We start from the raw sequence: 18874 nt of genomic DNA, 5'->3' as shown, positions 1-18874 counted from the left end.
TTTGACACCCCGTTTCTTTATAAAATAAACCCAAACCTAAAAGTCTGAGTTTCTTTTTACTTCTCTATCTTGATACTCGGTTGTATATCGATAAGTACCCCGCGCAACTTCTCTTCCTTCTAAAATTACAGGCACTTCAATTGCTAGTCCACCACCTGGGACTGCAAATTCACCATTTACCCCTTGACCTTGATATAATCCGTTAGCTTGTAATCCTATATTGCCAACATTAACTGTCGGTACTGCTGCTTCGCTCATTGCTTGAGATGCGCGGTTTATTATGCCGATTGAGTTTTCCATACCAATCGCAAGACCAGCTCCAATATGCTTACCAACTTGATCTCTCATTAATCTTGATGGACTGTGAATGTCAAAGAATCCAGTAAAACCATCTAAAATACTGCTACCGATGGATTTTACCTTATCTAACACTTTTCCAGCCATACTTCCTAAACCGTCTATCAATCCACTTATTATATCTTTACCTATCTTAAATAAGTCGATCTTTCTTAAAGTATCAACAATCTTCGGTATAATATCAGTCACAATTGTAGAACCTAACTGTCCCACCATGCTTACAATACCTTTTATTAATGCCCAAATTAATTGAACACCAGCTTCAAGTATCTTTGGTAAGTTTCTAATTAATTCCCCTGCTAAAGTGATAATAAGATTAAGCGCTGCCCCGATTAACTGTGGTAAGACTTGAACAATCCCTGCAATTAACATAAGCAAAATTTTGATACCTGCTTCAAGTATCTTTGGTAAATTCGCAATTAATGTGGATGCTATTTTAACAATTAAATCTAAGGCTGCGTTAATAAGCTGTGGTAAGACTTTTACAATCCCATCGATAATAGCCATTAGAATTTTTATACCGGATTCAATTATTTTAGGTAAGTTTGCTAGTAATGTATCTGCTATTTTCGTTATAAGATTTATCGCTAAATCTATTAATTGCGGTAGCATTTTAATGATTCCATCTATTAAGCTAATTAAAACTTTAACACCAGCTTCAATAATCATTGGTAAATTTGACGTAATTGCTTCAATCAAAGTTGTAATGACTGTAATAATTGCTAAACCGATCATAGGTAAAGCTTGTGTAATACCTGTGATTAGCGAAACTAATAAATTTATTCCTATTTCAATTAACTGTGGTAAAAATGACATAATTCCATTAATAATGGTTTCTATAATCGTTACAGCTATTGGTATTAATTGCGGAATCATCTGCATAATTCCATTAATTAAAGTCATAATTAATTGAAGTCCCGTCTCGATAAGAGTAGGTAAAACCTGTACAATTCCGGAAATTAAGGTTTGAATAATTTGGATTCCCGTTTGAACAATCATAGGAAGATAAGTTGCAATCATTTGTGAAATTGTATTAATGATTCCAACAATGGCTTCAAGGATAATTGGAGCCGCTACAACCAAACCATTCACAAAACTTGAAATCATTTGAGATCCGACTTCAAGAAATTGCGGTAATGCTGTTGTTACAAAGTTAGCTATATTGGTAAAAATATTTGTTATGGTTTCAAGAATAATTCCGGAGTTTGCATTCAAATACTCTGCTATCGCTGGCAAATAACGAGATACCGAGATGAGAACACCAGGAAGCCCACCAATAATCGCTCCCGCTATAGAAGGGCCAATTGTCTTAAAAATCTCTCCTAATTGGCTAAAATCTCCTGAAAAAACAGCTTTCACAGCATCAAAAAGATGAAGACATGCTTCACGTATTTTACTTACTGCCAGTCCTATTATTTCAGCCGCATCCTGGAATCCTTTCGGTAAGTGTGTGATCCAATCATTTAAGTGATCACCATCTGCCGCTGTCCAAAATAGATATTTACCTAACGCTACTAAGATATCGATAAAACTTTGTATTCCACTTATTACGCCAGTGATACTATTTTTAAAACCTTCATTTGTTTGCCACAACTTTTTAATTCCGATTACCAATCCAACTATCGCTGCGGTGGCGGCTATAAATCCACCTACCACTAATGCAACTGGACCAGCAACAGCCCCAATACTTACACCTGCAATTCCAGCTATACTGGATAAGGTGACAAATACCGGGGCTAAGGCCATGCAAGCTCCAATTAATATTCCTAATGCTACAGCAACAGTTGTTAATGCTGCGGCTAATGCTGGATGTGCTGAAACCCAACTCGCAAAAGCTCCAATAATATTAGCTACAATACCCAAAAGTGGCTCAAGTGCCATTTTTAAGTCACCCATTGCTTTTTGGAACTTCACAGCTGGACTTGCATCCATTTTCTTAATCATTGCATTTAACTCTTCTTGACTCACATTTAAATCTATAACTTTACCTTGAGCATTTAACAATGTATCTATAATATTTTGTCCTTGATCTTCAAACATTGTCATTTTGTTATCGTAAAGGCTTTTTATCCTTCTACTTCTTACAGTTCATTTCCTGTAAGTTCGGCATACGTTTTCACTAATAAGTGTCGCGGTCTCGTGGAGGGATTATATCTTTTCACCCTCTATGCTCTGCCCCTGACTATACTTCGTATAACCTTCGGTTCAAGTCAGGAATCTCACCCTTCTTGCTTCATACCGCGATTTTACTTCGGCACAATTTATCATCTACCGAAAAGTTTTACACCAATCTCATTTCGCTTTGTTTCATTTTCAACCTCATTTAAAGCTTTAGCGATACTTGTCATAGCGGTTGAGCCTTCTTTACCGCCTTTTGCTACAGATTGCCCCCATTTTTCTAACTGATCAACTGAAATCTTTGTACCTTCCAAGGCTTCTTTCATTGATTTATCAACACCCTGCCCAAATTCGGCTGCTTTGATACGTCCCTCTTTCAAACCATCTAAGAGATTATCAATATTCCATGTTCCTGTATCAACACCCGCTGCCATAATTGCTTGTACTTCTTCAGCTGTATAACCAGCTCGTGTTAATTGCCCACCATATTCAGCGATAATATCTAATTGCTCAGGTGGGAATCCCATTTTAAAAAGAGAATTTGTTAATGCTAGAGCACTTTCATTAGTTATCCCTAATTCATTCCCGATTTCATTCGATTCTTGAATTAACTCAGTAAAATCAATACCAGCATAAGCTGTAGTAATGGCTGCTGCACCTTTTACAATTGATGTATTAGCTGTATCGCTTACGGTTTTATTTAAAGCCCATTGTCTACGCGTTCCTTCAAGAGCTTCCTCCACATCTACACCATACGCTTCGATTCCTCGAACAGCTTGTTCAACTGATTTCTTAGATGATGCCGGGACTTCAAAAGTTACATCAATTTTCGTTTTTAATTTTGAGGCATCAAGTGCTTTTTCAATTACACCTGAGATGCCACCTGCCGCCATTGCTCCACCTAACATATTTTCTAAACCGATATCTAACTCTTTGAAGCTTTTACCTGCTCTTTCAGCTTCTCGTGAAAGGTCCCTTAAATCATTTCGAACTTGTTGTATTGAATTACCATCATCAACAGAACGAAGCGCACGTTGTAACTTTTCAATATCAGCTTCTGCTCCCAATGCTTCACGACCAATAAGACCAATTGCTTGATCTAACTGTCTACTGGTAGCCGTACCACTTTTAATTGCATTCACAAGACGATTTCCTAACACTCCTGCAAAATCATCAACACTTTTCCCTGTAGCTCTAAATAATGTTTCTAATTGCCTTGTTGAACTCGCTACGTTGTCTTGTTCAGCTTTCATATTTCCAAGCTTATTTTTCAGACCATTAAGTGACCCTTCTGTAAATTCAATTTCACGCCTAAACGCACGATATTGTTCCTCAGAAATCTTTCCATTTTGAAACTGAGCTTGCACTTGTTGTTCTGCTGCTTTCAATTTATCTAGCTTTTGGGTTGTATTTTCAATTGCTTGTGTAAGTAATTGTTGCTTTTGAGCCAACGCTTCGATATTACCAGGGTTGAATTTTAAAAGACGCTCAACATCTTTTAATTCTTTGGTTAAATCATTACTTCGTTTATTTACATCTTTTAAAGCATTTTGTAACGGCTCTGTATTCCCGCCAATTTCTATCGTAATTCCTTTAATTTTCCCTGCCATTTTCTCACCTCTCTTCTTTAGAAACTATTAAAGTCTGCTTGCGTTGCTTTACGCGTTTTTTCTTGCGGTGGCTTCTGCATTTCTAAATATCCATCGATATAATCAAGGCACATACCAATTGTCATATCTTCTAAATCTGCTTTTGTAAGTTTGCATTTATAACACAAAACAAGGAACGTCTCAGTGGTGAACACATCACCCTGATTCGCTCCTTGTTGACTATTATTATTGCTATCTACAACTTTTTTTTAGATTGAATTGTGGAAGCTATCATATCTTGAATATCTTCTAAAATTTCGATGATTGGAAACTCATCAAATGAATCTAGCCAGACCATTGGCTCTGGTATCTTTGGATCGGCCGTTTTTGCCATAGTCCAAACAAGATTATAGAATACTTCGAAATCCACACTATCTAACTTACTTGGGTCTAGATTTTCCATATCGATTTTTCCAAGTGGTGCTAACTTGAGAAGTTGTGCGAAATAATCCTTTCCAAATTGCGCTTTAAATCGGACTGGTGTCCCTCCTGTACTTTTTAAACGAATGTCTTGGCCATCTACTGTAATTGTCTTTTCCATTTACTATTACGCTCCTTTTGGTGCTGCTGGTTTTTTAACGTATACTTCTTTGTACCAATTACCATAAATTGCTTGAGTTGTTTTAGATGTTGTTTTTGTTTTAACCATTGGTCTTCCACCAGGAGCTAAAACGATTGGACTAGAAACAAACTTCAGTTCATTTGTATTTGGTTCAGCTGAATTTGTTTTTGTTTTAGATGCAATTGTTGGACGACTCGCTGCACAGTTATACATAACATGTCGAGTAGCGTTTATATCGCCATCGAATTCAAATAGTAATGCAAATGGTTTCCCTTTAGCATCAGCTACTTCATTTAATACACCATCTGTCTCATCTAATTGTTCGCCTAACGCATCAATAGCAAATTGTTCTGGGATAGTAGCAATGCTCAATGTTCCATCGTAACCTTGGTTATTGCTTGCTGCGTAATAAAGCATGTCATCAGCGTAGAACTCAATTAGATCCCCTCGTGGATCAAAGGTTAATTCAACCGCACCTGGTAATCGAATCGGTGTACTGAATGTAATTGCACCATCTTTAATTTCATAGAGTGCATAATGGACATTTTTCAGACCGAAAGCTACTTTATTTTCATTCATTTATATCAACCTCGTTCCGTATATTTTTTGATACATTTTTTCAGATTCAATAAAAGTCCCGTACGAGTCATAAGGAATCTCGTGATCGTCTAGGACCTTTTCAAGCTTTGCTTCTGCGACTAAATCTTTTTTAGTTGTATAAAGCTCTATATTTAAATCATTTATTTTGTGATAAACCTTGTTATCTGCCATTAGGTTTGCTGATCCATCCACAAGGAAACAAATATAAGGTGGCGCTGGGACCGGCTTCGTTGGTGTTGCTGTGAAATGCGAATAAGCCACAGGATATCCTGTAGCTTCAAGAATTTTTGTTAATTCACCTAATGTCATTATCCAAGCGCCCTTTCAATCTGTCTTGGTAATTCATTAATTACATACTCTTCAACTGGACGAATATGAACTTGACCTGGAACACGTCCACCGCCAACTTTCGCATGTCCTTTTTCTAAAAGATGTGTTAATTGCCCTTGAGTATTATGAATAACAACACCATTATCTTCTTTTTTCTTACGCCACCCTTTACGATAAGCACCTGTTTTTTTAGGACTGTTTTGTTTTAATTTATTCACAGCAACATCAGCAACTTCTTCTTGCGCTGTCAACAATTCTTCTTCCACAACATGGGCATATCTTTGTAATTCTCTAGCAAGTTCGCTCGCAAAATCATTCATATCAAATATGCTCCTTTGCGATAATAGTCAATGTTTGATACATTTCATCATCATTCATTGGCGGTTCGATAATATCAAAGATACGACCTTTCATATTGATTCGCATTAATTCTGTAATACCTGCTGTATAAGGCATCACAAACCGATAAATTCGTGTAGATTGTGATGCCGAAGCTTCAATATACTCCGAACCTTTTACCGTTTTTATCATTGCCCATGCTTTTTTTACTTCTTGCCAATTACCTGTTTCAACTTCTTGATTCAAATCATCTTTTATTACTTCAGGTTGCTCAATGATAATTCGATTTCTACAATCACCTGTATTCAGTGGTTTTTTATACTGAAAAGGACGCATATTAATCACCGTCCAATTTAATTTCTTCTAATGCTTTCTCGATACCTAAACTATTAATCTGACTTAAAAAATTCTTGTCAAAATACTCTAATGCATCGTTATAAACATAACGAGAACGTTCAAAGACTAATTCTTTGAACTCCTCATCTTTATTTAAATCATAATTCCCACAAACCCTAAGTAATGCCTTGTTAGACGTAGAAAGGATGCGCTTTAGGTTATCATCTTCCTCATCCCCTAAGTGCATCCTTTCTTTAAATTGCTGTAATATTTCATTCGAAATTACTGTATTCATTCACATCACCCTTGTGTTGGTGGGGTTACTTCTTCAAGCTTTAATGTATAAACTTGTGAAGTGTATTTATCCTTCGGTTTACCTGTAGCATATTGTTTAGCAATATAAACAGTTGCATCTTCTAAAGCTAATGTTTCTTCATACTTCTTGATTGGCTCTGTTCCACCCATCGCTGCAATGTATTCCCCTTTAACAAAGAAAACCACTTGTCCTTGAGGTACAAATACAGATTCTGTTGGGATTGGATTAAAAGGTAAGCTCGTTACATATACACCTGCCGCATTTTGAATCGTAGCATTTGCTTGAATATCAAAAGTATCGAATGGGTTTGTTACCATAACTACTTTACCAGCAATATTTTTCGGACGATCTGCATCGGTTTTACCATCAGGATTTAATTTTTTAGCCAATAATTTGACCACGCCTTTTAATTCATTAATTGTTTTACGACCAGGCTCAAAAGTTAAAGTTCCAGCAACTTTTTTATCTGGATATACTCCATTCGTGACACTTCCGCTAGGGTCTTTTAATAATCCAATAGGTTCATTTTTACCCGTACCAGCTACAAAACCACGTTCTAAACCTACTGACATTGCTTCTGTAATCATAGTACGAACATATCGTTCCACCCATACTGGACCAAGCTTCAACATATCATTTGCTAATGGAATAAATGCTGTTAATTTCAGTTGAGTAATTGATTCTTTTCGGAATGCAGCATTTAATTGCCCTTTAATATCACCAAATAACGGTCCCCATACAGCTGCACCATCTGGATCTCCATATATAAATTCTGTCACGGCTCCTAAATTCTCTAAACCGATATGCTCTAGTAACGGATGACCTTGAACTAAATCATCAAAAATTCTCTCTTGTGTTGTTTTAGGTAAAGTTTCAGTAGATTTAAAGCCACCCTCTTCAACAACGGCATTAAAGAACTTCATTTCTTCACTTGTTAATACATTAGCACCACGAGATTGCATAATAGAACGATCTACCATTGATTCATTCACTTGATTTAAAATATCTGAACGAACATCTGTAGCAAGTGCTTCAATCATGGAATTTAACGCTGCTGTTTGTTCTTCTGCTGTACCTTCCTGTGTCGCTTTTGCAAAAGCTAGTTTTTTATCTTCGAAATTATTAAACTTAATAACCATATTTTATTTTCCTCCTAAATTTAAAAAGAGCGTACTCAAATTCTGTTTCGGTTTAACAGGAACTTGAATAGGCCCTTTGGGATTTGTATTCAGTTGTAAATCATTCAGAATCTCATTTTTTAATCCTGATAAAGCTGCGCTTAAATCTTCTTTTGTAATTCCTTGTGATCTTTCCTTTCTCAGTGTTCCGTTTCTAAAACCATCGATTACTTTTTGCGGAATCATGGAAGAACTGGCGCTTGAAGCTGTCATTTTAACTGTATTCTCCATAAACATGATTTCATCCGCAAATTTATTTTCTAATGCTTGTTGCGGACCCATCCAAGTCTCTTCAGCCATCATATTAAGTAGTTCCTCTTCTGATTTACCGCTTTTAATGACATAAGCATTTACAATTGCACTATCTGTCGTTTTCAACATTTCAGCTGCCTTTTCCATGTCACGATGATCTCCACCATTCCACATTGAAGCATTATGAATCATAATTTGTGCTGTAGGTGATATTCGGACTTTATCACCAGCCATCGCAATAACAGAAGCCGCACTTGCAGCCAAACCAACAATTTGAACTTCCACGTTACCAGGATAATTTTTTAATGCTGTATAAATTTCTGACCCTTCGTGTACATAACCACCAGGACTGTTAATCGATACAATTAAATCATCACCATTGGCATTAGTTAGTTCTTTTGCAATTTTACCTGGGCTTACAGCATCCATTTCAAACCAATCATAAATCCACGCTTCATCATTCGAAATAATTGGTCCTTTCACGTCAATTTTCACCGTCATTTGTATTCTCACCCCCTTCAGAGTCATTTAATTTTGTATAGTTCTTCGTAATATGATGGATATTTAGGTTTGGATCATCCGACTCTTCATAATCTACTTCCGAACGAATTTCATTCCCCGTAAATGCACTTGAAGAAATGAGTTTATCAATACTTGTCGCCAGCTCAAATATACTTTGATAGGAAACCGCCTTAACCTCAATTTTTTGTCCCAAAAGATATTCACTCATTTCGAAGAATTTAACATTCGCTTCATCAGATAGTTTTTTTAATAATGGTCGTACTGTGAAAAGCATATAATTTTTCGTTTGCTTTTCTACATCAGCCATTTCTCCATATATCAAAGCTATAGGAATACCAATTACCATAGCTACTTGATTTAAGAAACCATTTGTTACTTTATTAATTTCTTCCACACTTGGACCATTCGCAACACCATTGTATATCTCGTTATAATTTATACCTTTTTGCTGTGGAACAATAGCTATATCTTTCGAACCAATTGACTTATACATGTTGTCTATAAACTCTTGTAACTTTGCTATTTGTTCTTCAGTTTTGGCACCAATCATATCCATATCAACCGTACCACGAACTTGATTTTTACGTTTTTGAGAGTTTAATATCCTGCCGAATAAATCTCCGTAGTCTGCAAATAATCCATCAATAAGTGGAGATAATTTATCATTCCGATACTTCAAATGAATAACTTCGCTTTGCTTAAAACTTCTCTTAAACGTATAATCTTTAACCCTTACATCAGTAAAAGTATCTTCAAAAACAGCGTACTCATTATGTTGAAATCCATCTGCAATAAGTAAATCACCATCATCTGCTTGTATAACTAAACACTCATTATCATAAATAAGTTTGCGAATAAACCGTTCCCAAAAGGTACTTGCGGTCATATTCTTGTTTGGTCTTATGTTTAATCGATAATAAAGCTCATCCTTCTTAAATGATTTACCATTCCTTACTCTAAATTCAGATTGACTAATCGTCCTTCCTAAAAATGATACGCATGTATCAATCGCCAAGCGTTTCATATGAAGCCTGTTTGCTGTATCAGTTATTATGTCCAGATCCAACATAAATTCTAATTCTTTATTTCTTTTAAATACTGTACCTAACCATCCAATGGTTATCACCCCCTTTATTAGAATTTAATATTGCCTATAACAAAGTCAGTAGCTTCTTGTATCTCATCCGCCCGATAAAGAGCATGAACAAAACACTGAAACCCATCTGTTTTTCGACGAACGGGCTCTTTCTTTTCGTATATTTTATTTCCATCAGCTTTGATAACAACCAACACATTTTGCGTATACCAACGCATTAGCGGATTATCTTCAAAAATAATTTGTTTATTTGCAAATGCCATTTCAATACGTGGAGCTAATAAACTATGAATAGCTTTTGGGTTTCGTATAACTTCTATTTCAAACCCTTCTGCTACTAATAGCGGTCTTATTGCTTCCATACGGAAGTTATCAGCTATAATTTTTTTGATTCCATATTGCTCGCGCATTGCTACAAACCAATCAACAATATGTTGAGGATTAATAGTAGGCTCGTCCACAACTGTTAACAAACCTTGCTCTTCCCACTCTTTGATTGGAGCGAATTTTTGTTTCTTGAACTCGCCTGCTTTTTTAGAATACCCGTAATAGATATCAACAAATTCTTTTCGTACGAAGGAATGAGTTTTAAAGATATATTCACCATTTTGTCTAAATAAAAGACCACATGCTGCGAAATCTCGAATACTCGCAAAGTCTAACGCTCCTATGCATTCTTGAGCATGTAAATCAGGGAACGGACGGTTTGTAGCAAGAATCTCTGACCATTTTGCAACAGATCGTTCTAGATTTGTAACTGGTAAGTTCATACGCTTTGTCATAAATTCTTCTCGGTTACTTGGATCATCCTCTAAATCTTCATATTCTTCCTTTATCGTTTCAAGTAATCCCTCAGCATACTCGCTTAGTGGCTGCGATAACATAGGATTAGCTAATTCCCAATTATCAATATCATCAACTTCCTTTTCATCATTAAGCTTACAAATAAAAGGAAAGACAGCGTTTGGACGTGCTTCGCCTTTTAAAATTTTCATTGCTTTTTCTTTTAATTTATCTAAGAAACCGTCTCGTACATACCCATCTGTACCAATATAAAACTCGCGTGGATTCTTTCTTTTCCCCAAACCGCTGATGTGGACGCGGACATCTTTATTGCTTTCATATCGATGTATTTCATCGAAAACAACAGCACCGTCTCGCAAACCATCTTTTGTATCTCCGTTTGATGTTCTAAACTTCAATACACTTGCAGTAGCTCTTGAAGTAGTTTGTGTTTCAGTTGCTTTAAAAGCCTTTTTTAAAGTTTCATGTCTGCGAACCGTTTTCTTTACTTCATCAGGACTTGTCTTCGCTTGTTCTTCACTATTTGCAACAACAGATATGTTATATTCAGGTATCCCATGCAATTCACTAATTAAAAAATGAGCGATAACTGATATTAAACCGTTTTTACCACCACCGCGTCCTAACATCCACAAGAACTTGCGATAAAATACACGACCATTCTTCTTATAAAGTAAAAAAACGAATGCTATTAAGAATTTTTGAAATGGCTGCAAAGGAAAATACCACTTCTCACCGAAGTTGATACAGTCCTGGATCATTTCATCATCAAAATACAAATCGTCTCTGTTTAAAACGTATTTTTCTAGATAATTAATTAACAGTTCTCTTTCTTTGTTGAACTTTACCTTTCCGGATCGATAAAACTCAATGTATTCTTCCACATACTTTTGCTTAATCATGTTAAATCACTTTTGCTATATCCAGTATTAGAATTATCAATCTTAGGAGGATTAAAATCTAATCCTAAATCCTTTCCTAATGCAATTAATGAACTGTTAATTTTATTTTTCTCCGCAATCGCTGGGTTTGGTTTGGTGAACTTTTGCGATCCGTTAATTGTAGTAATCATTGTTCCAAACTCTTCAATAGCTTCATCCAATTGATAGTACAATTCTAAGAGGTTTAAATACCTCTCAACCTTCTCAACTTGAATGCTATTTTCTTCATCTATTCGATTTAATAGTTCTCTTTTTACTTTCGCTTTGTTCTTCACAGTCACCACCCCCCTTACGTGCGTAAATTTAGCAAAAAAACCTGACAGTTAACCCCCTCCTCCGGTGCCCCTTAGAACCTGTCTAGAATCTTTTTAATAAAATTGCCACACCGGCCAATAAGCAACTTTGTCTACTGTTTTCAAGTGTTCGTTCACAGTTTTTCCACAGTCTGCGGTAATTTTCCAACCAAGCAAAAGTTCGCTCTACGATCCAGCGTTTGGGTAACACAACAAACTTGTGAAGTTCCGAGCGTTTGATAATTTCAACTGAACAATGAATCGTTTCTTTTATCGATTGTGCAAATGATGGGCCCGTATATCTACCATCACAAAGTATATTTGTCACTTTGTCCAATGATTTTTTNTGTAGCAAATATTTTTTCCATCTGATCACTCTCCTTTCTTTACTAGTATTACAGTCCAGTATGTATTATCACTCTTTGATATCAAAACTACATTCACTTTTATCCTTATCCTCAAAATTAAATTGTTTTCTCTCCTATACGAAAAACCGAACAAAATTGTCCGGCTTTTTCCTTTCAGATGCTCTTATACATCTTTTGATGCAATTAATTCGCTTTTACAGTAGCAGAAGATACTTGATCATTCCATGTTCTTTCTCCATCACCCATACTAACATCTGTCAAATTTAGATATTTCCCATTATTTACAATAGCCAATGCATAACCTTGTGCATTATTATGTTCATAAATCATTGTGTAATTTCCAAACGGATGTGTAAGTATTGAGGAAACCTTATCATTATTGCTACTATTAAAATTAGTAATAATAACAGGATTACGGCTTGCATCTATTGAAAACTGTGCTCCTTTTAAATGAATATCATGATATAAAGTGGAATAAATCCTTGATGACTGGAATGTTTTTGATAAGTTTGGTATCACTGGATGTTTCTTTACATAAGATTCAAACTCGTTTTGCGTATCAAAACCAATTGTCACAGGCTTCTCGTTATGTTCGCCTGGCGTTACAACCTAATATGGTTTTGAAGTAGTATCTGCATGTGCCACCCCATTTGATCCACCAAATACCATTGTTCCGATTAATACAACTGTAGACATTACACCCATCATACGTTTCAAATTCATCACTCCCATGATATAAATTGACTTACAAATGTATTGTACAATAGGCGCATTTCTGTAGTAAGGTGCTAATTTATTTCTCAACAAGTACACTTCACATCTCTATATGCTTCTTTTCATGTAAAAAAAACATTTCCCTTCACCTTCTCAACATTTTATACATCCTTTTCTAAATAAGGTGCTTGTCCTATCACCATTATAAATAAATCTCTATATAATGTTTTAGAACAACATTATTTTATTAGGAGGACAAACATTTGAATCTGAAACGCATGATTATAGCTTTAGCATGTAGTGCACTTTTACTGGTACCTTTTACTTCTATTTCTACACACGCACAAGAAATAGATATCCATCAACAATCCATCCCTAGCAATCTACCGGTTATTGGTGATCCTTTACCAAAGGTGAACCAAGATAAAGTTACAACTCCTCTACATCCCTTCTCACCCTCAAACATCAAAAATTCAAATTCTTTTTTTCATACTTTAGCTCCTACTCGCACCGTTACAATTTTGATCGCTGCAGATGAAGAATACCGTGCTGCGCATCCAGACTGGAAATCTCTGACGAAACAACTCGTTGAAAAAGCCGGCCAAAGTTTTTTAACTGAACATAATATTCAATTTTCTGTTGTAAATTATACAACATGGAAGTCCGATGGATATGATAGTGCTTCTATCTTGTATGATTTAAATACTGAATGGGGAAACACATCCTCTTATGATTTCGTAATTGGTTTTACGAAAGATACTCGCTTTACCGCTGGTGGCATTGCTTATATGTATCCTTCCGCTCCCCCAAGTGGCATTAGCGTCATATTCGATCTCGGTACCTTATACACTCCGTATGCCATTCAACATGAAATTTCCCATAATTATGGATTACCTCACGATGCTTCTGGTAGCGGTATTCAATGCATGATGAATTACGACTATGCTTACTCTGTGAAGTATTGGGATGCTTCACACGATGCTTTACTTGAAAGCCACCGTAATTGGTATGGTTACTAACGAAAGAAAACTAGCAAAGAGTATACTGCATACTCTTTGCTACATAAAAACAAAAGAACATCCCTAAGGATGCTCTTTCTTTTCAACGGTAACATTCAATCAGTACCATCTGCTGGTTTCGGATTTTATGTGCCGTCATTATGAACCGTTTAGAAATTTAGAAACAACATAGTGAGTTGTGTTTTTCCGCCACTTCTCACAATACAAATATAACACGAAAATCCCAAAATAACCGGCACATTTCCTGCCAAAAAGCGGTCACGACTCTGCCACTTTTTTCACTATTCTCATTTCAAATTTTTCAATTTGATTTGTAAGTTCTATTCTAATCCCTAATAACTCATGCTCTTTCATCTTTTCCTTCTTTCTAATCAACCACTCTGGATAAGCCAAGTCCTCTAATATCATTCTATAATAATTTGGATTTATCCTTAATAGATCTGGCTTTTCGCCTTGTAACATTTTATACTCAACCAATTCACACAGTAGCTCTTCGCATACCAATCCATCATCACCTCGTGTTCAATATATTTAATTAATATACAGAATTTTATCATTTTATGCTTGTCAATTACCCATATGTTTAATTGTGTGTAACTGAGCCAAACGCTACAGCCCTTGCTATCATTGAATTTATAATACTTCCCCTTTTGAGTTACACAGTACGAAATTTATGAGTAACTGTATAGATTTATAAAGAAAAAAGCAATGATTAGATTTTAAACCTAGTCATTGCTTTATCCATTGCATCTTGGTTTACACCTATATAACGTAACGTGACCTTCTCTGACGAATGATTGAATATCTCCATAAGTAATGCTATGTTTTTCGTTTGCATGTACATATGATACCCGTACGTCTTTCTCAACGTATGTGTTCCTATTTCATCTAATCCGAACTCTGCTGCCGCTCCACTTAGTATCTTATATGCCATACTACGGCCGATTGGACGATTTTTTCCCTGCCTACTTTTTAATAGGTACTCATCATCTTCTCTATTTTCATTAAACCATCGAAGCTCTCTCTTTAGTGCTGCTGTTATTTGTATGCGTTTCTGCTTACCTGTCTTCATTTCTCGCATTGAGATATGACTACCTCTTAAATCTCCAACCTTTAGTTTTAAAATATCACTGATACGTAACCCTGTATTAATTCCCATTACAAATAAAATATAGTTACGTGCATTCTTTTCTTTTAAATATTCTTTGATTTGTTGTATTTACTCTGGATCACGTATGGGCTGGACAAAATTCATGATTCATTCCCTCCAGTTTCTTCAGCTTCATATACTTCTAATCTAAGAGCAAAAGCCAGTTTGTAAAACGCTCTAGCTTTTACACGTCGATACGTACGTTCACTCATACCAATTTCGTTATACACCATATAATCGCATACATCTTCGTCTTCTAAATACCGTTTAACTATAATGTCCCTCTGATTTTTTCCAGCTGTACTGTTTCCGAATCGACTTAATGCTTGTTCCACTCGAAATGCCATTTTCTCTAACCATTCTTCACGCTTGCTTTGTTGCATATTAGAAATTGCTACATCTTCTAACGGTTTGCCAACTGCATGTGTAGGACCATGCTCTCTCTTTTCATAAGAAGGAGTGACTTTCATTTCCTTACGCATCATTCCAAATTGCTTATATATACGTACACTTTCCAGAATACCCTCTACTTTCTCTTGTGTTGCTGCTCTATCTATTTTCGGTAAGAAAGATAATTGTTTCGTCATGTAAAATCACTCCTTTTTATTTTTACACTACTTTTGTCTTATAACTCCACGTCTACGCTCATAACGTGGCCCATGAATCCCCATTAAATCTTCAATATCACGAGTGCTTAAGTTTTCTTTTCGTTTTCTCTTCTGTTTGTTTTCCACTTGCTTAGATTGTTTTTTCCATTCGCGTAGTTGATCTTTTAATGCCTTCATTCCTCACATCCCCTTTCAAAAATAAAGAGGACACCATTTTTTAAAACAGCTTCATTGCTGCTCTAAAAATTGGTGTCCTCTAGTTTTCTAGCCGGACTATATTTATTTCATGATGCTAGGCTGTATAAAAAGATTTCTCCAAGCTTTATCTAGTCTTTCTTGCTCTTCTTTTTGTACAGCCTTTGTACGACGAGCGATTGCTTTTTTTAATTTCTTTTTCTTCATCTTATTCAAACCCTTCACTCCTTCTCTTTAAACACCCTTACTGTCCATTTTCGGGCGTTTTAACTAATTTGATACCATTACATTCAAAAATAATTAAAATGTGAATTGTACCTATTTTATAAATTCTTTTCCCTCACAAAAGGATTATTTTATTAGGTTTTCTATGAATTATTTTCCTCTATCTCTTGGATTTCTTCTCTTATTTGACCGATTAATGAAACTACTGAACCGACCGCTTGGACCCAACTCCCCGTAATCACTATAAGCTGGCCACCCTCCTCATCGCCTTCCGAAATTTCCTCTACTTTATCCCGACTAGCTTTCAATTCATCTATTCCACCTATTGCCTGTAATGAATTCCCAGTCACTTGTAACAAATTCCCGATAATGTTATACGATTCATCTATATTGGAACTATCCTCTATTTCTCCACCTATTGATGTAACACCACCTAATGCTTGTATCCAATTTCCTGCAATCACTAATTTTTTTTGTGTTTCATCTTCAAATTCTATAATGAGTCCTGTTAGAACCGTTACATTACCAATTGATTGGATTTCGTTCCCAATCAATTCAAGGGATATTTCTCCTTGTCCATCAGCTTCCAGACCATTCCCCGTTGCCTGTAATACATTCCCCCATACGTTCAAGTCTTTTCTTAATCCGCTGTTCAATTTTTTTAAAGGTGTACTCCCAATCGCAGCAATAATTGTCCCTACTGCAACAAACCAAGCGCCAACTATCTCCTTAATCGGATCATCCATTCTCAATCTACTCCGTCATTAAATTAGTACTTACAGGATATGAATTGGCACAGCTTCATGTTAATGGCCTACTTCTCTCCCTGACCTGGTCAAGAAAAACTGGAACATGAAATAGATTACGCAATTGATTTTGAATATTGATACGGGGTCATTCTATTTAATGATGAGTGAGGACGAACGGAATGATAGTACATATAAATAAATTCGGCCACTAACTGATTGACTTGAGAGAGAGAAATCAGTTTTTCTCCATGTAAGCATTCACGTTTAAAGATGCTAAAAAACGATTCCATCACAGCGTTATCCCAGCAGTTTCCTTTGCGGGACATGCTTTGTTGAATCTTTTGTTGCTTACAAAAATCAGTAACTGTACAACTGGTAAATTGTGATCCTTGATCACTATGAAATAAGATACTTTTTTGACCTCCATAAACATTTCTAACTTGTTGTATTGTATCTTTTACTAATTGAGTATCTTGGTGAGTATCCAGCGAATAGCCAAGCACCCGTCGGGTGCTAATATCTAATGCGGCACAAAAATATACTTTCATCCCATTCATTAAACGAAACTCCGTTATATCACATACAACAGTTGGAACGTCTTTCTTACCAGGTTTAAAGGATCGCTTCAACACATTCGGAAATGTATGATGTTCTTGCTTTCGTTTCTTATAATAAGTAATAACTTTTGACTTTAATCCAGCTTGACATAAAGTTTGCCTTACTTGAGATAAGGTAACCCTAGAGCATTTATTTATAAGATAACGGTACAGTTTTCGATATCCCATTCTACCTTTTAAACGTTTAAATTGCATGACAATATAAGCCGCCGTCTTTTTACGTTTTTTCTGAATTTCAGTGGGTTTACGATGAAGATAGTCATAAAAACCACTCACAGACACTTGTAATCGATGGCAAAGCCAGCGCACTCCAAATACTTGATTATATTGTTTTATAAACTGAAAACGTGTTAATTTTGGTTGCTGGCAAAGAAGGTTGCCGCCTTTTTTAGAAATTCATTTTCCTTTTTTAACGCCTGGATTTCTCTTCGTAAAGAACGTAGTTCTTGCAAATCGGTTCCCTCATTATCTAAAAGGGGAAAAGAATATTTTTTTATCCATGAATTAAGGGTCCCATGTCCTAGATCAAATTCTCTTTGAATGCTGAAAATTGTACGCCCTTCTTTGATTACCAATTCAACACATTGTTTTTTAAACATTTCATCATACTGTTTTTTCATCTGAAACACCTCTTATATAGAATAATTTATCTCTATACTGTGTTCCAGTTTTACTGTACCACCTCACCCCCTTGAATAAAACTCAATATTTCGTCAATACTGTAGACAACCCATTGAGTTACTTTCTCCTTGTTCCCCCTTGGAGAAACGAGTAGTTAGCTTTTGCTAGCTGCTCTTTATTTGTAAGAAGCACTCAATTAACTGGACTAACATATAATATTCTGAGCTCCTTTCTTTATAAAATAGTCGTTATAAAATGAGACTCGTCACGAGAGCACTTTATTAAGTGCTCTTTTTTGGTTTTAAAATAAAACAAAATGAAATTTTTGTTTCGTTTTCTTTCATGCATATTACTTTGACATGTGTTTATACTATAGATGTAACTTTTTGTTACAACATATATCTGTATTGATTGAAACCTCTAAAATTGTACAACAGGGCAGTTAGCTATTTCGGCTAGCTTGCTTTGTTGTATAAAATAAATTTTTGATATTATTTCGGTCACACTTTTTACAAACAAACATTTATGTTTTCATTAAAAACTTGTCATGTGTTGCATACAATAAACATAGAATGCAATGAGCACACAAGACATAGTTTCTATATAATCGTGTACATTTTTTGTACACGATTTCCTTTTGCTAAAGAAGAATTTCATCATTCTTCTTAACTACTCTGCATACATTAATTATTACAAGGAACTTCACAGGTTTTTCTGGCCTGGTTACCTTGAATTCCTTGCACACCTTAAGGGAAGAATCCGTTTATAAAAGACGGGTTCTTTTATTTTTTCTGTATATAATAACTATTTTATTTGAATTTTTCACACTTTAACTGGACGAGCATAAGTTATTATATGGAGACTCTCCACTCATAGAAATCTACCTTTCTTGTCAAAGAGCATGCTTATATGCGT

The 18874-nt window shown here is 35.6% G+C and carries 26 protein-coding genes; 2 read left to right on the top strand and 24 right to left on the bottom strand.

The genetic code is table 11. The features are described from left to right. Positions 1–36: 36 nt before the first annotated feature. Entirely contained in the window at positions 37–2103 is a 2067-nt protein-coding gene (locus V6946_RS13495) for a phage tail tape measure protein (RefSeq protein ID WP_325826091.1), read from the bottom strand. Between V6946_RS13495 and V6946_RS13490 the strand changes: the two genes are divergently transcribed. Continuing rightward, a complete protein-coding gene (locus V6946_RS13490; RefSeq protein ID WP_325826090.1) occupies positions 2102–2320 on the top strand; it encodes a hypothetical protein in 219 nt (72 codons plus the stop codon). The two genes, V6946_RS13495 and V6946_RS13490, sit on opposite strands and share 2 nt — an antisense overlap. Positions 2321–2621: 301 nt before the next feature. On the opposite strand, the gene V6946_RS13485 is transcribed toward V6946_RS13490, so the two are convergent. From V6946_RS13485 to V6946_RS13415, 15 genes are all read right to left on the bottom strand, one after another. Further along, complete coding sequence (locus V6946_RS13485; RefSeq protein ID WP_366982240.1) at positions 2622–4085, bottom strand: hypothetical protein; 1464 nt, start codon at positions 4083–4085, stop codon at positions 2622–2624. A 17-nt stretch (positions 4086–4102) separates the two neighbouring features. Beyond that, on the bottom strand, positions 4103–4252 hold the full coding sequence (locus V6946_RS13480; protein ID WP_006914606.1) for a hypothetical protein: 150 nt from the start codon (positions 4250–4252) through the stop codon (positions 4103–4105). Between the two features lie 68 nt (positions 4253–4320). Then, positions 4321–4665 carry a hypothetical protein gene (locus tag V6946_RS13475; RefSeq protein ID WP_000415940.1) on the bottom strand — a complete coding sequence of 115 codons (345 nt, stop codon included), beginning with the start codon at positions 4663–4665 and terminating at the stop codon, positions 4321–4323. A gap of 6 nt (positions 4666–4671) precedes the next feature. Next, a complete protein-coding gene (locus V6946_RS13470; protein ID WP_006914605.1) occupies positions 4672–5265 on the bottom strand; it encodes a major tail protein in 594 nt (197 codons plus the stop codon). Next, positions 5266–5595: a hypothetical protein gene (locus tag V6946_RS13465; RefSeq protein WP_098214536.1), complete on the bottom strand. Its 330-nt coding sequence runs from the start codon at positions 5593–5595 to the stop codon at positions 5266–5268. It abuts the gene before it with no gap. Beyond that, positions 5595–5936, bottom strand: coding sequence for an HK97 gp10 family phage protein (locus V6946_RS13460; protein ID WP_098214535.1), 342 nt, complete (start codon positions 5934–5936; stop codon positions 5595–5597). The genes V6946_RS13465 and V6946_RS13460 overlap by 1 nt, the downstream gene beginning before the upstream one ends. 1 nt (position 5937) lies before the next feature. Continuing rightward, positions 5938–6291 carry a phage head closure protein gene (locus tag V6946_RS13455; RefSeq protein WP_089148395.1) on the bottom strand — a complete coding sequence of 118 codons (354 nt, stop codon included), beginning with the start codon at positions 6289–6291 and terminating at the stop codon, positions 5938–5940. 1 nt (position 6292) lies between these two features. Beyond that, positions 6293–6586 carry a hypothetical protein gene (locus V6946_RS13450; RefSeq protein ID WP_340135139.1) on the bottom strand — a complete coding sequence of 98 codons (294 nt, stop codon included), beginning with the start codon at positions 6584–6586 and terminating at the stop codon, positions 6293–6295. A gap of 5 nt (positions 6587–6591) precedes the next feature. Continuing rightward, positions 6592–7746, bottom strand: a complete 1155-nt coding sequence (locus tag V6946_RS13445; RefSeq protein WP_006914594.1) for a phage major capsid protein — start codon at positions 7744–7746, stop codon at positions 6592–6594. A 3-nt stretch (positions 7747–7749) separates the two neighbouring features. Beyond that, positions 7750–8538 carry a head maturation protease, ClpP-related gene (locus V6946_RS13440; protein ID WP_366982241.1) on the bottom strand — a complete coding sequence of 263 codons (789 nt, stop codon included), beginning with the start codon at positions 8536–8538 and terminating at the stop codon, positions 7750–7752. Beyond that, entirely contained in the window at positions 8522–9685 is a 1164-nt protein-coding gene (locus tag V6946_RS13435) for a phage portal protein (RefSeq protein ID WP_366982242.1), read from the bottom strand. The genes V6946_RS13440 and V6946_RS13435 overlap by 17 nt, the downstream gene beginning before the upstream one ends. Positions 9686–9693: 8 nt before the next feature. Further along, entirely contained in the window at positions 9694–11361 is a 1668-nt protein-coding gene (locus tag V6946_RS13430) for a terminase TerL endonuclease subunit (protein ID WP_098487494.1), read from the bottom strand. Beyond that, complete coding sequence (locus V6946_RS13425; protein ID WP_006914586.1) at positions 11358–11675, bottom strand: P27 family phage terminase small subunit; 318 nt, start codon at positions 11673–11675, stop codon at positions 11358–11360. Before V6946_RS13425 ends, V6946_RS13430 begins: the two co-directional genes overlap by 4 nt. Positions 11676–11757: 82 nt before the next feature. Continuing rightward, positions 11758–12048 (bottom strand): transposase, encoded by a 291-nt coding sequence (locus V6946_RS13420; RefSeq protein WP_406622336.1) that lies wholly within the window; start codon positions 12046–12048, stop codon positions 11758–11760. Positions 12049–12244: 196 nt separating this feature from the next. Next, the gene (locus V6946_RS13415; protein ID WP_406622215.1) at positions 12245–12637 is read right to left on the bottom strand and encodes a hypothetical protein; all 393 of its coding nucleotides are present in this window, start codon (positions 12635–12637) and stop codon (positions 12245–12247) included. 401 nt (positions 12638–13038) lie between these two features. On the opposite strand from V6946_RS13415, the gene V6946_RS13410 reads away from it, so the two are divergent. Then, the gene (locus V6946_RS13410; protein ID WP_006920692.1) at positions 13039–13794 is read left to right on the top strand and encodes a zinc-dependent metalloprotease; all 756 of its coding nucleotides are present in this window, start codon (positions 13039–13041) and stop codon (positions 13792–13794) included. Between the two features lie 258 nt (positions 13795–14052). Here V6946_RS13410 and V6946_RS13405 read toward each other — a convergent pair whose 3' ends face one another. The 8 genes from V6946_RS13405 to V6946_RS13370 all read right to left on the bottom strand — a co-directional run bounded on the left by V6946_RS13405 (position 14053) and on the right by V6946_RS13370 (position 17958). Then, entirely contained in the window at positions 14053–14298 is a 246-nt protein-coding gene (locus tag V6946_RS13405) for a hypothetical protein (RefSeq protein WP_098125869.1), read from the bottom strand. Positions 14299–14506: 208 nt separating this feature from the next. Then, entirely contained in the window at positions 14507–15013 is a 507-nt protein-coding gene (locus V6946_RS13400) for a site-specific integrase (protein ID WP_406622351.1), read from the bottom strand. 32 nt (positions 15014–15045) lie between these two features. Continuing rightward, positions 15046–15531 carry an ArpU family phage packaging/lysis transcriptional regulator gene (locus tag V6946_RS13395; protein ID WP_406622335.1) on the bottom strand — a complete coding sequence of 162 codons (486 nt, stop codon included), beginning with the start codon at positions 15529–15531 and terminating at the stop codon, positions 15046–15048. A gap of 27 nt (positions 15532–15558) precedes the next feature. Then, a complete protein-coding gene (locus tag V6946_RS13390) occupies positions 15559–15729 on the bottom strand; it encodes a hypothetical protein (protein WP_098424769.1) in 171 nt (56 codons plus the stop codon). Between the two features lie 102 nt (positions 15730–15831). Then, a complete protein-coding gene (locus V6946_RS13385; RefSeq protein WP_142326415.1) occupies positions 15832–15963 on the bottom strand; it encodes a DUF3983 domain-containing protein in 132 nt (43 codons plus the stop codon). A 152-nt stretch (positions 15964–16115) separates the two neighbouring features. Then, on the bottom strand, positions 16116–16718 hold the full coding sequence (locus V6946_RS13380) for a DUF6944 family repetitive protein (RefSeq protein WP_406622334.1): 603 nt from the start codon (positions 16716–16718) through the stop codon (positions 16116–16118). A gap of 116 nt (positions 16719–16834) precedes the next feature. Continuing rightward, the gene (locus V6946_RS13375; protein ID WP_406622350.1) at positions 16835–17734 is read right to left on the bottom strand and encodes an IS3 family transposase; all 900 of its coding nucleotides are present in this window, start codon (positions 17732–17734) and stop codon (positions 16835–16837) included. Further along, positions 17689–17958: a transposase gene (locus V6946_RS13370; protein WP_406622333.1), complete on the bottom strand. Its 270-nt coding sequence runs from the start codon at positions 17956–17958 to the stop codon at positions 17689–17691. Before V6946_RS13370 ends, V6946_RS13375 begins: the two co-directional genes overlap by 46 nt. Positions 17959–18874 lie beyond the last annotated feature (916 nt).

The organism is Bacillus sp. PPSBB_2 (genome assembly GCF_045291115.1).
Lineage (GTDB): Bacteria > Bacillota > Bacilli > Bacillales > Bacillaceae_G > Bacillus_A > Bacillus_A cereus.
The sequence above is the reverse complement of the archived record's forward strand: the minus strand, read 5'-3'. Positions and strand labels throughout refer to the sequence as shown.

Bases quoted from the DNA above. Each gene is read 5' to 3' on its own strand.
- V6946_RS13450 (WP_340135139.1), bottom strand. From the start codon at position 6,586: ATGAATACAGTAATTTCGAATGAAATATTACAGCAATTTAAAGAAAGG.
- V6946_RS13370 (WP_406622333.1), bottom strand. From the start codon at position 17,958: ATGAAAAAACAGTATGATGAAATGTTTAAAAAACAATGTGTTGAATTG.
- V6946_RS13495 (WP_325826091.1), bottom strand. From the start codon at position 2,103: ATGGCCTTAGCCCCGGTATTTGTCACCTTATCCAGTATAGCTGGAATT.
- V6946_RS13440 (WP_366982241.1), bottom strand. From the start codon at position 8,538: ATGACGGTGAAAATTGACGTGAAAGGACCAATTATTTCGAATGATGAA.
- V6946_RS13380 (WP_406622334.1), bottom strand. From the start codon at position 16,718: ATGGATGATCCGATTAAGGAGATAGTTGGCGCTTGGTTTGTTGCAGTA.
- V6946_RS13430 (WP_098487494.1), bottom strand. From the start codon at position 11,361: ATGATTAAGCAAAAGTATGTGGAAGAATACATTGAGTTTTATCGATCC.
- V6946_RS13460 (WP_098214535.1), bottom strand. From the start codon at position 5,936: ATGAATGATTTTGCGAGCGAACTTGCTAGAGAATTACAAAGATATGCC.
- V6946_RS13485 (WP_366982240.1), bottom strand. From the start codon at position 4,085: ATGGCAGGGAAAATTAAAGGAATTACGATAGAAATTGGCGGGAATACA.
- V6946_RS13465 (WP_098214536.1), bottom strand. From the start codon at position 5,595: ATGACATTAGGTGAATTAACAAAAATTCTTGAAGCTACAGGATATCCT.
- V6946_RS13395 (WP_406622335.1), bottom strand. From the start codon at position 15,531: ATGACGAAACAATTATCTTTCTTACCGAAAATAGATAGAGCAGCAACA.
- V6946_RS13455 (WP_089148395.1), bottom strand. From the start codon at position 6,291: ATGCGTCCTTTTCAGTATAAAAAACCACTGAATACAGGTGATTGTAGA.
- V6946_RS13475 (WP_000415940.1), bottom strand. From the start codon at position 4,665: ATGGAAAAGACAATTACAGTAGATGGCCAAGACATTCGTTTAAAAAGT.
- V6946_RS13390 (WP_098424769.1), bottom strand. From the start codon at position 15,729: ATGAAGGCATTAAAAGATCAACTACGCGAATGGAAAAAACAATCTAAG.
- V6946_RS13470 (WP_006914605.1), bottom strand. From the start codon at position 5,265: ATGAATGAAAATAAAGTAGCTTTCGGTCTGAAAAATGTCCATTATGCA.
- V6946_RS13445 (WP_006914594.1), bottom strand. From the start codon at position 7,746: ATGGTTATTAAGTTTAATAATTTCGAAGATAAAAAACTAGCTTTTGCA.
- V6946_RS13490 (WP_325826090.1), top strand. From the start codon at position 2,102: ATGCAAGCTCCAATTAATATTCCTAATGCTACAGCAACAGTTGTTAAT.